Origin of the sequence: Cohnella ginsengisoli (assembly GCF_029525555.1) — a bacterium.
Lineage (GTDB): Bacteria > Bacillota > Bacilli > Paenibacillales > Paenibacillaceae > Cohnella > Cohnella ginsengisoli.
The window spans coordinates 668742-681048 of the sequence record NZ_JAPDHZ010000008.1; the positions used below are offsets into that span (position 1 = coordinate 668742).

Annotated in this window: 10 protein-coding genes, 3 pseudogenes and 1 riboswitch; of the genes and pseudogenes, 12 read left to right on the top strand and 1 reads right to left on the bottom strand. The window is 57.8% G+C overall.

Annotated elements, in window-relative coordinates; genetic code table 11:
- Window positions 1–146 precede the first annotated feature (146 nt).
- Together OMP38_RS33935 and rsmI are read left to right on the top strand one after the other, a co-directional pair.
- Window positions 147–959 carry a tRNA1(Val) (adenine(37)-N6)-methyltransferase gene (locus OMP38_RS33935; protein WP_277568957.1) on the top strand — a complete coding sequence of 271 codons (813 nt, stop codon included), beginning with the start codon at window positions 147–149 and terminating at the stop codon, window positions 957–959.
- Window positions 960–996: 37 nt separating this feature from the next.
- A pseudogene (rsmI, locus tag OMP38_RS33940) lies at window positions 997–1993 on the top strand (16S rRNA (cytidine(1402)-2'-O)-methyltransferase).
- A gap of 90 nt (window positions 1994–2083) precedes the next feature.
- Here rsmI and OMP38_RS33945 read toward each other — a convergent pair.
- Window positions 2084–2332, bottom strand: a complete 249-nt coding sequence (locus OMP38_RS33945; protein WP_067781230.1) for an AbrB/MazE/SpoVT family DNA-binding domain-containing protein — start codon at window positions 2330–2332, stop codon at window positions 2084–2086.
- A 318-nt stretch (window positions 2333–2650) separates the two neighbouring features.
- Between OMP38_RS33945 and OMP38_RS33950 the strand changes: the two are divergent.
- The 10 genes and pseudogenes from OMP38_RS33950 to purR all read left to right on the top strand — a co-directional run bounded on the left by OMP38_RS33950 (window position 2651) and on the right by purR (window position 12286).
- A pseudogene (locus tag OMP38_RS33950) lies at window positions 2651–3944 on the top strand (HD domain-containing protein).
- 65 nt (window positions 3945–4009) lie between these two features.
- The gene (locus OMP38_RS33955; protein ID WP_277568958.1) at window positions 4010–4807 is read left to right on the top strand and encodes a TatD family hydrolase; all 798 of its coding nucleotides are present in this window, start codon (window positions 4010–4012) and stop codon (window positions 4805–4807) included.
- 155 nt (window positions 4808–4962) lie between these two features.
- A riboswitch (cyclic di-AMP (ydaO/yuaA leader) is annotated at window positions 4963–5174 on the top strand.
- A 423-nt stretch (window positions 5175–5597) separates the two neighbouring features.
- Window positions 5598–6641 carry a ubiquitin-like domain-containing protein gene (locus tag OMP38_RS33960; RefSeq protein WP_338130733.1) on the top strand — a complete coding sequence of 348 codons (1044 nt, stop codon included), beginning with the start codon at window positions 5598–5600 and terminating at the stop codon, window positions 6639–6641.
- Window positions 6642–6909: 268 nt separating this feature from the next.
- Window positions 6910–7638 carry a ribonuclease M5 gene (gene rnmV / locus OMP38_RS33965; RefSeq protein WP_277569037.1) on the top strand — a complete coding sequence of 243 codons (729 nt, stop codon included), beginning with the start codon at window positions 6910–6912 and terminating at the stop codon, window positions 7636–7638.
- Entirely contained in the window at window positions 7635–8543 is a 909-nt protein-coding gene (gene rsmA / locus OMP38_RS33970; RefSeq protein WP_277568960.1) for a 16S rRNA (adenine(1518)-N(6)/adenine(1519)-N(6))-dimethyltransferase RsmA, read from the top strand. Before rnmV ends, rsmA begins: the two co-directional genes overlap by 4 nt.
- Before the next feature lie 102 nt (window positions 8544–8645).
- Window positions 8646–9530 carry a sporulation peptidase YabG gene (gene yabG, locus OMP38_RS33975; RefSeq protein ID WP_277568961.1) on the top strand — a complete coding sequence of 295 codons (885 nt, stop codon included), beginning with the start codon at window positions 8646–8648 and terminating at the stop codon, window positions 9528–9530.
- 153 nt (window positions 9531–9683) lie between these two features.
- On the top strand, window positions 9684–9956 hold the full coding sequence (veg, locus tag OMP38_RS33980) for a biofilm formation stimulator Veg (RefSeq protein WP_090117854.1): 273 nt from the start codon (window positions 9684–9686) through the stop codon (window positions 9954–9956).
- Window positions 9957–10101: 145 nt separating this feature from the next.
- Window positions 10102–10287, top strand: coding sequence for a small, acid-soluble spore protein, alpha/beta type (locus tag OMP38_RS33985; RefSeq protein ID WP_090117853.1), 186 nt, complete (start codon window positions 10102–10104; stop codon window positions 10285–10287).
- 186 nt (window positions 10288–10473) lie between these two features.
- Window positions 10474–11332: pseudogene (ispE, locus tag OMP38_RS33990) on the top strand (4-(cytidine 5'-diphospho)-2-C-methyl-D-erythritol kinase).
- Window positions 11333–11458: 126 nt separating this feature from the next.
- The gene (gene purR / locus OMP38_RS33995; RefSeq protein WP_090117851.1) at window positions 11459–12286 is read left to right on the top strand and encodes a pur operon repressor; all 828 of its coding nucleotides are present in this window, start codon (window positions 11459–11461) and stop codon (window positions 12284–12286) included.
- The last annotated feature ends 21 nt before the right edge of the window (window positions 12287–12307 follow it).

Here is a 12307-nt window from a genome sequence, read left to right on the forward strand (position 1 = left end):
CATTCTTGGCTTACTCCCCTCGTTCAGAATGCTGGCATTGAATCCGCAAATCGAGTAAGCTTAGAGACGTAATTAAGGTACAAAAAAAGCGGTACGAAATGACGCATATATAATAGAAGAAAAAATTCGGGACGGTGCGTTGAACGTTGAATGAAAACGATAACATCACGCTCGGGAAGCCGCCGTTGCTGGAAGGCGAACGGCTGGATGACCTGCTGACGCATGAATATAAAATCATACAGAGCAAAGAGGTTTTCAGCTTCTCGTTGGACGCCGTTCTTCTCGCCAGATTCGCGGGCATACCGAAGAGAGGACGAATCCTCGACCTGTGCACGGGAAACGGCGTGATCCCGCTCCTGCTAGCGACGCGGACCGATGCGTCTATCGAGGGCGTAGAGCTGCAGCCCCGGCTCGCGGACATGGCCCGGCGGAGCGTCGACTACAACGAATTGCAGTCGCGGATCGGTATCCGGGAAGCGGACCTTAAGACGCTGCCTGCCCTCCAGGGAGGCGAAGCCTACGACGCAGTGACGGTGAATCCGCCGTACAAGCCCGTCGGATCCGGAGAGCACAAAGGAAACTTGCATCAGGCGCTAGCCCGCCATGAGATCGGATGCACACTGGAGGATGTCGTATCTGCATCGGCGCGAAGCGTCCGCGAGGGCGGGCGCGTCTCCATGGTCCATCGTCCGTCCCGTCTGGCGGAGATCATGGCCGCGATGCAGCGGTACCGGCTCGAGCCGAAGCGGATGCGCTTCGTGCATTCGCGCGCGGGAGCGGAAGCGAACATGGTACTGATCGAAGCCAGCTTAGGCGGACGTCCGGAGCTGCGGCTGCTCCCGCCGCTGATTGTATACGAGGGAGAAGGCCGTACCTACACAGGGGAGCTGCTGGACGTATTTTACGGGCGCAAAAAGGAATTGAACGGAACTGATGCGATCGAAGGAGCGGAGGATTGAAGCGATGAGGGAGAAACGCGAACGGCATGCACAAAAACTGAAGCAAGCAGCCGATTCGACCGGGAACGAGCAAGCCCGCGAAGCGAATGCGGTCGTGCATACGGAGAATACCGGCACGGAAGCGCAAGTTCAGAAAAGCTTCGGCGCGCGCGCTGCGGGCGGACCGGGCACGCTCTATCTGGTCGCGACGCCGATCGGCAACCTGGAGGACATGACCTTCCGTGCCGTGCGCATGCTGAAGGAAGCGGATCTCATCGCCGCCGAAGATACGCGTCAGACGCGTAAGCTGCTCACGCACTTCGACATCTCGACGCGTCTGGTCAGCTATCACGAGCACAACAAGAGAGCGAGCGGTCCGGAGCTGGTCAGACTGCTGGCGGAAGGCAGCACGATCGCCCTTGTCAGCGACGCGGGCATGCCCGCCATCTCGGACCCGGGCGCCGATCTTGCAGCCGCGGCTGCCGCGGAAGGCATTCCGGTCGTTCCCATCCCTGGCGCTAACGCCGCACTCTCTTCGCTTATCGTGTCCGGCCTGCCGACGGACCGATTCCTTTTTGCAGGCTTCCCGCCCCGGGACCGCAAGGGAATGGAAGCCTTCCTCTCCCGCATGGATCGCGAAGAGGCTACGCTCCTGCTATACGAGTCTCCGCATCGGCTCAAAAAAAACCGTAGAGGCGGTCGCCGAGCGTTGGAGCGGCAGGCGGATGGCGGTCGTGCGGGAGCTGACGAAAAAGCACGAGGAGATCGTGCGAGGCACGGCCGAAGCTTGTCTGCAATACATAGAAGCGCATCCGCCTCTAGGCGAATGCTGCCTGGTCATTGAAGGCGCGGACGCATCCGCAGCTTCGGCGGCAGATCCAAGCGACGCATGGTGGTCCGAGCTCACGACGGCTGAGCACGTTGCCAGATACGAGGCGAAGAACGGCGAGAACCGCAAAGAAGCGATGCGGCTCGCTGCGCGCGATCTGGGCGTGTCCCGCAGGGAAGTCTACCAGATGTTGCTCGAAGAAGAAAAAGACCCCTCCGCGGACTAGTCCGGGAGGGGTGCAAGGAGATATAAAAAAGGTTAGAAATAACGATGTTGGTAAGTGCTTCTTCCATTATAAACGAATTTCTCTAATTTGTCACACGGTTGCAGGCAAATCCTTCAAGCATTCTCTGCAAACGATTTTTCCTTTGAAATAAATCACGTTGTCCGCGTTGCCGCAGAAGATACAAGCCGGCTCGTACTTCTTCAGCATGATGCGCTCGCCGTCCACGTAGATTTCCAGCGCATCCTTCTCTCCGATACCCAGCGTTCTGCGCAGCTCGATCGGAATGACCACGCGACCCAGTTCATCTACTTTCCGTACAATGCCCGTCGACTTCAACATTTGGAAATCCTCCCTCATTCGCGTAAAATAAGATTAAACGAAATGTCGGAGAACCTCCGCATATTCGCCATCATTCGACAAAATTCTTTGTTTTCCGTAATCTATCGTACCAACGATTCCCAAATAAGTCAACCAGAAAAAGCGGCTTCTTTAGCTGAAATTTAGCTGAATATCCGCTAACTTCCACAGTTTAGCCCTAATTCAGCTATATATTAGGTAAAAAAGAGGGAATATTTCTTAAAATTAGAGAATGACACTATTCGACAAAATCATAATCGTTTGTCGAATGTGAAGCCCAAACCTACGAGGTGATCGAGCATGTACCGTCTTCGGGAGGAAAAAGTATTCAAGGACCCCGTTCACCAGTCCATCTACGTGCAGGAAGCGACCATCTGGAAACTCATCAACACCGCCGAGTTCCAACGATTGAGGCGCATACGCCAGTTGGGCACTTCGTACCTGACCTTCCATGGGGCAGAGCACAGCCGATTCTCCCACTCGCTGGGCGTATACGATATCACGCGAAGAATTATCAGTCAATTTGAGCGTAACGGATACCAGGATTGGCCGCAAGAGGAAAAAATGGTCAGTTTATGCGCTTCTTTGCTGCATGATGTCGGACACGGTCCTTTTTCCCACGCGATCGAACAAGTGTTCGATACCGACCACGAGGAATGGTCTTGCGCGATTATACTGGGAGATACCGAGATCAACCGGGTATTAAAGGAAGTCAGCGAAGACTTCCCGCAGAAGGTCGCCGCCGTCATCTGCAAGACGTACGACAAACCGATCGTCGTGAGTCTGGTGTCCAGCCAGATGGATGCGGACCGCATGGATTATTTGCTCAGGGATGCATACTTTACTGGCGTGAATTATGGCACCTTCGATCTGGATCGGATCTTGCGCGTGCTGCGTCCTTATCGGGGACGGATCGTGGTGAAGGAGAGCGGGATGCATGCCGTAGAGGATTATTTGATGTCGAGATATCAAATGTATTGGCAGATTTACTTTCATCCCGTGACGCGCAGTTCGGATATCGTACTGAGGCAAATCTTCATGAGGGCTCGCGAATTGTACCAAGGGGGGCCATGCGTTCAAATTCCTGCTGCCGCCGCTTGCGCAGTTATTGAACGGCACGATCGAGCTCCGGGACTATCTGGCGCTGGACGAAGCGATGGTGCAAACCGCGTTCGGCCAATGGGCGGATGAAGAGGATGACATACTGGCTGACTTATGTAAACGGTTTTTAAACCGCCGGTTGTACAAGTATGTACCCCTCGAAGGTGAGCACGAAACATTGGAGGCGAAGCTGCGAGAAGCATGGGAGCGGATCGGCCTTCACCCGGATTACCACCTGCAGATGGACACGCCGACGAACCTGCCGTACGACGTATACAAACCGGGATCTCCGGATCCCGAACCCAAAGAAAAGACGCCCGTCCTCGTGCTGGACGACAAAGACCGATTGACCGAGATCTCTCTGAAAAGCGATATCGTCCGGTCGATCGCGGGACTTCATACCGGAAAGTACTATATCTATTATCCCGAAGACCTGGTGCTTCCTCATATCAATAGCCTGAAGCCCGAGATTCGGGAGCTGTTGGGATTATAAAGCGCCCATATCGCTCCCTCCTCGCTGCATACTAAATCATTCGCCAAAAGGAGACCTGCCGCGACATGCTTTTCGATACGCACGCCCATCTGGATTCAACGAAGTTCGACAACGACAGAGAAGAAGTGATCGCGCGCGCCAAGGAAGCGGGCGTCGGCGCGATCGTGAACATCGGCTTCAATCGGGAGACGATTCCGACGACCATCGCGCTGGCCGAGAAGCACGATTTCATCTACGCGGCCGTAGGCTGGCATCCGACGGATGCCGTCGACATGCGCTTGGAGGAGGATCTTGCCTGGATCGAATCGCTGTGCAGCCATCCGAAGGTCGTGGCGATCGGCGAGATCGGTCTCGACTATTATTGGGACACATCGCCCAAGGATGTCCAGCACATCGTATTCCGCGAACAGATCAGATTGGCGAAGCGGCTCGGCAAGCCGATCGTCATCCACAACCGGGACGCCCATGAGGATGTCGTTCGTATCCTCCGCGAAGAAGGAGCGGCAGAGATCGGGGGCATCATGCACTGCTACTCCGGCAGCTGGGAGACGGCCAAGCAGTGCTTGGACATGAACTTTTATATCTCCTTCGGAGGTCCGGTCACCTTCAAAAACGCGCGCGTTCCCAAAGAGGTGCTGGCGCGTGTACCATTGGATCGATTGTTGATCGAAACGGATGCTCCTTACCTTACCCCCCACCCCGATCGAGGCAAACGAAACGAGTCGTCTTATGTGCAATTCGTGGCCGATTCCGCCGCGGAAATCACAGGCCTTTCTAGGAAAAAAATAGAAGAGATCACGGAAAGAAATGCGCGTGTCTGTTTCCGACTCGAAGATAAAGCGCCAACAATCGAAGAAAAATAAATATTTTCTAAGAAAAAACTAGCTTTTGCTCCTGAAATCCTAAAAAAAATGGCTTAAATTTGCCTTAAAACGCTGAAATTCGCTCTTTGCACGTTCTTTACACCTTTGGGGCATGCGGGTTATTATCTAATCCAGAAGTCCGAATATGACATTCCTTTTCCAGTGCGCTTAATCTCCCGAACCGGGAGAGCGGGGGACCCGACGCGGACGATATCGGCGCTTGCCGATGTCCGAGCGGCCGAGCAATCTTGGGGTGAATAGCAAACGACGGGCGCCGTCCGGCTGACGGCCGACCGACCGATGCTTAGGGCAGACTCTCGACGCCCGAACCCGACAGCTAACCTCGCAAGCGTAGTAGAGAGAGGCAACCTCGTGCCGCCCCATCGTCCCTCGTCCAGTTGAGCGGAAGCCACGACCAGGCCCTCTGTCGCAGGCTTTTTTTGTGCCCGAATTCACGTATTCGGCGCAGCAAGCCCGCAAAGACCGCTCCTCGGAAGCACCCAAGGGGATTGATTGGCAGGCACATGACATGCCTTTACAGCTGGGCAAGGCGGCGCAAATTCGCTCGTGTGCAAGCCGCTCCACACGAAGCTTCCAGCGCCGTTATCACAAATGGATAGTCGCGTCAGACGAATATCATGTAAAACAGTCGACGGCGAGGCTATGAAGGAGGAACGAGAAAATGGGTGCAATACCCCTCCAAGGGACCCATGATCCACGACCGACCGGCAAGCTTACCGCAGCGCGATGGTTGCATGAGCATCTGCGTTTGATTCTCTTGAGCGCAATCTTGTCCTTTGCTCTTACCATCTGTCTCATCATGCTGCTGCACGGCGCGTCCGCCAAGAGCGTGACCGTCGTGGACGGCGGGAAATCTACCGTCATCCAAACCCGTACTTCCGATGTCTCCGCCTTGTTTAAGGAGGCAGGCATCACGGTCGGTCCAAACGATCAGTTGTCGGCAGCGCTCACGTCCTCCGTAGAGGACGGCACGCGTGTCGTCATCGATCGAGCAATGAGCGTTCAGCTCGTCGCAGACGGGAAGAAAGAGACCAAATATACAACACTCAAGACGGTCGGCGATCTGCTGAAGAACGAAGGCATCACACTCTCCGCCGAAGACAAAGTTACGCCGGCCCTCACGGCGAAGATCGACGAGGGTCTGCAGATAAAGGTCGTCCGCGTCAAGCGGGAGGTCGTCACGACCGAGCATCCGCTGGCGTACAAAGTCGTCAAGACGGCGGACCAAAACTTGCTGGTCGGCAAGACGAAGGTCGTGCAGACGGGCAAGCAAGGCTTGCTGGTGAAAAAGTTCGAGCGCGTCTACGAAGACGGCAAACTCGTCGACGAACAACTGGTCTACAAATCGCTTGATCAACCGATCGTTCAGCAAGTCGTAGCCGTCGGAGCGAAGAAAAAAGCGGCAGTCGTGTCGCTTGCTTACAACAAAACGGCGAGCGCCGTAAAGACGCTCCAATTGAACGGTAAATCCGTGAAGGTGAAGAGCGTCTTGTCCGGTGTCACGCTAACCGCGTATTCCGCCGGTCCGGCTTCGACTGGCAAGGACGTTGGCGACGTAGGCTATGGCATCACAGCTTCGGGTACCACGGTATCCGAGGGCCGCACGATCGCCGTCGATCCGGATGTCGTGCCGCTAGGCTGGTGGGTCTACATCGAAGGCATCGGCTTCCGCCGCGCGGAAGACACGGGCAGCGCCATCAAGGGCAAGAAGATCGACGTGTATTACGACAGCGAGAGGTACGCGAATAAGTTCGGCAAGAAACGCGGCAACACCGTATACGTGATCGGTCCGGTTAAGCCATCCGCCGACTGATTAGCTTCTTAGTCATCATTACCCGCTATTATCGATTTTGTGTCTAATTTATGTCGAGCGGCTACATTTTTTTGGCGGCGGTCTGGTCGGATCGCCGCATTCCGGGAAGGGGCTCTGGCCCCTTCCCTTTGTCATTTGCGGGATGTGGGCTATAATAAGCATAAAGAAAGACGCGATCGGAACGAGCGTGAATCGCAACGCAAACGAATAGCAACGGGAATAACGAGCCCGGATGCGAACGAGCATGGGAATGAACGGAATGAACGGAATGAACGGAGCGAGCGGGGTGAACGGCATCGGCCTGGCTAGGATAGCGGAGATGATCGTCGTGGAAGGCAAGGAGGATACCGTGGCGATCCGCAGGGCGGTCGACGCGGATACGATCGAGACGGGCGGCTCGGCGATCGACGATAAGGTGCTGCGCCGCATCGAGCTGGCCCGCGAGCGGCGGGGCGTCATTATTTTTACGGATCCGGACGTGCCGGGAGAGAAGATACGCAAGATTATCGAGGCGAGAGTGCCGGGATGCAGCCACGCGTTCTTGGCGAAGGCCGATGCGCGCGGCAAAGACGGCATCGGCGTCGAGCATGCGCGCCCGGAAGCGATTCGCGCAGCGCTGGCCCGCGTTCGGGCATCGACAGGCGGCAGTGCTTCGGCGGGGGCCGACGAGGCGACCTCGCAGCCGGGCGTTGCGACTGCCGCGGCTGCGTCCGAGACGGCGAAGGCTGGCGCTTCAGGCGCAGTCCAAGCTGCTGCCGCCGGCGATAGGGACCGGGCGGAAGCGGGCGAGCCCGCGATCGCCTGGCCGGATCTGATCGATGCGGGGCTGATCGTGCATCCGGCCGCGGCGAGCCGCAGGGAGCGAATGGGCGAATTGCTGGGCATCGGTTATGCCAACGGCAAGCAGTTTTACAAGCGGCTCGGCATGTTTCGCATTACGCGTGCGGAGTTCGCCGAGGCGCTGAGGCAGCTGACGAGAGAGGGAGTAGGCGAATGACGAAGCATGCGGGCGGCGCCGGCGGGACGGCCATGGACATCGCGACGCCGACGCGGACGAAGGACATCATCCGCAAGCACGGTTTTACCTTCAAGAAAAGCTTAGGCCAAAACTTTTTGATCGATAAAAATATATTGGACAAGATCGTGGACGCCGCCGCCCTTAACAAGGACAAGGGCGCGCTCGAGATCGGCCCCGGCATCGGCGCGCTCACGGAACGGCTCGCGCAGGAAGCTGGCAAAGTCGCCGCGGTCGAGATCGACAACCGGCTGATCCCGATTCTCGAAGAGGTCCTCTCGCCCTACCCGCACGTATCCGTCGTGCACGGGGACGTGCTGAAGACCGACCTGGCGAAGCTGTGGGCCGAGCGCTTCGCCGGCTGCAGCGAGGTCAGCGTCGTCGCGAACCTGCCGTACTACGTGACGACGCCGATCGTCATGACGCTGTTGGAACAGAAGCTGCCGCTCGACCGGATCGTCGTCATGGTCCAGAAGGAAGTGGCCGAGCGGATGGCGGCCAAGCCCGGAGGCAAAGACTACGGCACGCTCAGCATCGCCGTTCAGTACTATTGCGTGCCGGACATCGTCTGCGTCGTGCCGTCCGGCGCCTTCATCCCTGCGCCGAACGTCGATTCGGCCGTCATCCGGCTGACCAAGCGCGAGGCGCCGCCGGTCGAAGTCTCCGACGAAGCGCGTTTCTTCCGCGTCGTGCATGCGGCCTTCACGCAACGGCGCAAGACGCTGCACAACAACCTGGCCGCGCTCGTCGGCAAGGAGCGCAAGGGCGAGCTCGCCGGCCTGCTCGAGGCATGCGGCGTAAAACCGGAGCGCCGCGGCGAGACGCTGTCGCTTCAGGAGTTCGCGACGCTGTCCGAGGCATTGGCTACCGCCGGCATGATCGAATAAAACCCGAGGGTCCCTGCCATAACGGCGGGGATCCTCGTTCGCGTTCATACGTGCACCATCGGGCTTGCCTCTCCATAGGATAGACGAAGAGGTGATTCGCCCATGAAGCTAGGGGACTTGGTCGTCCGCAAATCGTACGGCGGCGATGTATTGTTCCGAATCGCGGCCCTGCTGCAGAATACGGCGGTGCTGCGAGGAACGGATTATCGGCTGCTCGCGGACGCGCCCGTCGGAGACCTCGAGCAGGTACGGAACCCGGACGAGCTGCGCGGCCCCCGGACGGCCCGCGTGCAGGCCAGCGAATCGGTGAGACGAATGCAGGCGGAGCGCGCCCACGCCCGGGAGGGAATGGAAGAAGAAGCTTCGACCGGACAGCGTAAACCGTACTTCGAAATGCCCGGCAAGGTGCTCCATCTGGACGGCGACGTCAATTATTTAAAAAAGAGCATGGCCGTATACAGGCAGTTGCGCATGCCGGCCGAAGGCGTACACTGCCACGAATCGCAGATGGCTGCCGCGGTAGCCGACCTGCTGCCGAAGGTGATGCCCGATATCGTGGTGATCACGGGCCACGACGGCGTCTACAAGAACAGAACCGACTACGAACAGCTGTCGAGCTACAAAAACACGGGCAACTTCATTCAGGCCGTCCGGACCGCGCGCAGCTACGACAAGAGCAGGGACTCCCTCATCGTCGTCGCCGGCGCCTGCCAATCGCACTTCGAGGCGCTGATGTCGGCGGGAGCGAACTTCGCCAGTTCGCCGGCACGCATCATGATCCACGCGCTCGATCCGGTCTACGTCGCCGTCCGCGCGGCCTTCACGCCGTTCAGGGAGACGATCGACCTGCCCGACGTCATCTCGCATACGATCAGCGGCATGCGGGGCGTCGGCGGCGTGGAATCGCTGGGCAAATACCGGATCGGACTTCCGAATATCAAGCCGACGAACATCGTCCCCACGATCCCGGCCGCGGAATTTGGCTGAATCCTATTTCCTCAGACTCATTTTGCCTAAAAATAAAATGATATTGGTAAAACATTATTGACAATAAATCTTGTCCGCTGATATAATATTTAACCACTTGACACCTCCCCCTGTATTTAGGTATAATTTACAGGGAAAGAGGTGGTAGTGGACATGTCCAAGAACGCGCTTCTGGATATCAAACGAAGCTTGGAGCCGCATATCGGGTCCAAGATCATGCTCCGCGCCAACGGTGGCCGCCGTAAAACCATCGAACGCACGGGAGTTCTCGAAGAAATTTACCCGTCGGTGTTCATCGTCAAGTTGGACCAGGAGCAGAATGCGTTCAAGCGTGTCTCGTACAGCTATGCCGACATTCTAACCGAGTCCGTCGAAGTCATGCTGTGCAGTGAACAAGGTCAGGTCCGCATCGATTTGCAGCACTGAGCTTTTGGGATCGTTAAGGCAGTCGCGCCGTTACAGGCACGGCTGCCTGTTTTGCATTTGCGGGACGTCTTGGGGGGTACCCTAACCGGTGACGACGGCGCAGCTCGCCGCGCAGCGTCGACATAGTCAACGGGGAGGGATCTGCATGAGCCGCAGGCGCAGAGGACGGACGATGACCGAATCGTTCAAGACGGAGCTCGCCAAGGACCTGGGTTTCTACGGGAAGGTCGAGAGCGAAGGCTGGGGCGCCATCAGCACCAAGGACGCCGGCAACATGGTCAAGCGGGCGATCCAGCTCGCCGAACAGTCGCTTGCGCGCAAGCAAGACTGACGCGGCTCCGGTGACTTTGCCGGGCTGGCGTATAACTGTAAGAAGAAGCCGCCGGGGGCATCCCCGGCTTTTGCATACATAGGTCAATCCCAACCAAATCGCAATTCGGGCGGGGGGTTTGTTATAATATGTTAAGCTTTGGAACGACAGGAATCAGGCGAAGCAGAAGGTCTGGCAGGTGGGCATATGACGAAGATATACGAGAAGGCGCCGGCGAAAATCAATCTGGTGCTCGACGTGCTGCGCAAGCGGGAAGACGGCTATCATGAAGTGGAAATGGTCATGACGATGGTGGATCTGGCCGATCGTCTTGCGCTCGAGGAGCTGCAGCGCGATCAGATCGTGTTGGCCAGCCAAGCCGGCTTTATCCCGCTTGACGAGAAGAATCTGGCCTTTCAGGCCGCCAAGCTGCTGAAGCAGCGTTACGGCGTCAAGAAAGGCGTATATATTTATCTGGACAAGCAGATCCCGGTCGCAGCCGGGCTCGCGGGCGGAAGCAGCGATGCCGCCGCCGCGCTGCGGGGGGTTGAATCGGCTCTGGGATCTGAATCTCGGCGTGCCGGAGCTTGAAGCGCTCGGCGCCGAGCTGGGCTCGGACGTGCCCTTCTGCGTGCGGGGAGGTACGGCGCTGGCGACCGGGCGCGGCGAACGGCTCGAGAGCCTGGACAGTCCGCCGCAGTGTTGGGTCGTGTTGGCCAAGCCGCCGATCAACGTCTCGACCGCGGACGTGTACGGACGGTTCCGGGTTAGCGAAGTCGGGACGCATCCTTCCGTGCCGGATATGCTGGCGGCGCTGCGCGAGGGGTCCTTCGACCGAATGTGCGGCGCGCTCGGCAACGTGCTGGAAAAGGTGACGCTGTCCCACTACCCGGAGGTCAGGCAGATCAAGGAAGTGATGACGCGGCTAGGCGCGGACGGCGTGCTCATGTCGGGCAGCGGGCCGACCGTCTTCGGGCTCGTGTCCAAGGAGTCGAAGCTTGCCCGCATTTACAACGGACTGCGCGGGTTTTGCAAAGAGGTCTACGTCGTCCGCATGCTCACCTAAGCATCAGGTCACGCATTCCAACAAGTGTAAGAAAGGTTGCCATCAACCTTTTCCGCGCCTTGCCCAAAACCGGATAAAAGTGTTATGATATCGTTATAATATTCGGTTTTGGACGGGGTGGATCCGATGAAAAAGTTAAAGCGCAGTGCGCGGCTCGTAGAAATGACGCAATATCTGCTCGATCGCCCCCACACGTTAATATCATTGACAGCATTTGCTGAGCGCTACCAGTCCGCGAAGTCTTCGATCAGCGAGGATCTCGCGATCATTAAGGAAGTATTCGAGGACGAAGGGATCGGCGAGCTCCATACGCTGGCCGGCGCGGCCGGCGGCGTGCGCTTCATTCCGAAGTGCCGCAAGGACCAGGCGCTTCGCAAGATCGAGGAAGTATGCAGCATGCTGGAGCAGCCGGATCGTCTGCTGCCCGGCGGATATTTATATATGACCGACCTGCTGGGCCAGCCGGGACTGCTGCAGGATCTCGGCCGCATGTTCGCGACGGCGTTCGCGGACCGGGACATCGACGTCATCATGACGGTGGAGACGAAGGGCATCCCGCTGGCGCACGCCGCGTCTCAGTACCTGAACGTTCCCGTCGTCATCGTCAGGCGCGACCACAAGGTGACGGAGGGCTCCGTCGTTAGCATCAACTACGTCTCCGGCTCCAACAAGCGCATCCAGACGATGTCGCTGGCCCGCCGCGCGCTTAAGGAGCAGTCGCGCGTGCTCATCATCGACGACTTCATGAAAGCGGGCGGGACGATCCAAGGCATGGTCGACCTGCTCAGCGAATTCCGGGCCATCGTGGCTGGCGTAGGCGTACTGGTCGAATCGGGCGAGGTGGACAACGAGGAGCGTCTGCTGCACGATTATATTTCCCTGGCACGGCTTACCGAGGTCGATCTGAAGACCAGACATATCGCGGTTCAGCCAGGCAATTTCTTTCAATCGTAATCAAACATGGAGCGGGGGGAA

What these genes read in the sequence shown, in the direction of transcription:
- OMP38_RS33945 (WP_067781230.1), bottom strand. Translation starts at nt 2,332, where the DNA reads ATGTTGAAGTCGACGGGCATTGTACGGAAAGTAGATGAACTGGGTCGC.
- OMP38_RS33955 (WP_277568958.1), top strand. Translation starts at nt 4,010, where the DNA reads ATGCTTTTCGATACGCACGCCCATCTGGATTCAACGAAGTTCGACAAC.
- rnmV (WP_277569037.1), top strand. Translation starts at nt 6,910, where the DNA reads ATGAACGGAGCGAGCGGGGTGAACGGCATCGGCCTGGCTAGGATAGCG.
- rsmA (WP_277568960.1), top strand. Translation starts at nt 7,635, where the DNA reads ATGACGAAGCATGCGGGCGGCGCCGGCGGGACGGCCATGGACATCGCG.
- yabG (WP_277568961.1), top strand. Translation starts at nt 8,646, where the DNA reads ATGAAGCTAGGGGACTTGGTCGTCCGCAAATCGTACGGCGGCGATGTA.
- veg (WP_090117854.1), top strand. Translation starts at nt 9,684, where the DNA reads ATGTCCAAGAACGCGCTTCTGGATATCAAACGAAGCTTGGAGCCGCAT.
- OMP38_RS33985 (WP_090117853.1), top strand. Translation starts at nt 10,102, where the DNA reads ATGAGCCGCAGGCGCAGAGGACGGACGATGACCGAATCGTTCAAGACG.
- purR (WP_090117851.1), top strand. Translation starts at nt 11,459, where the DNA reads ATGAAAAAGTTAAAGCGCAGTGCGCGGCTCGTAGAAATGACGCAATAT.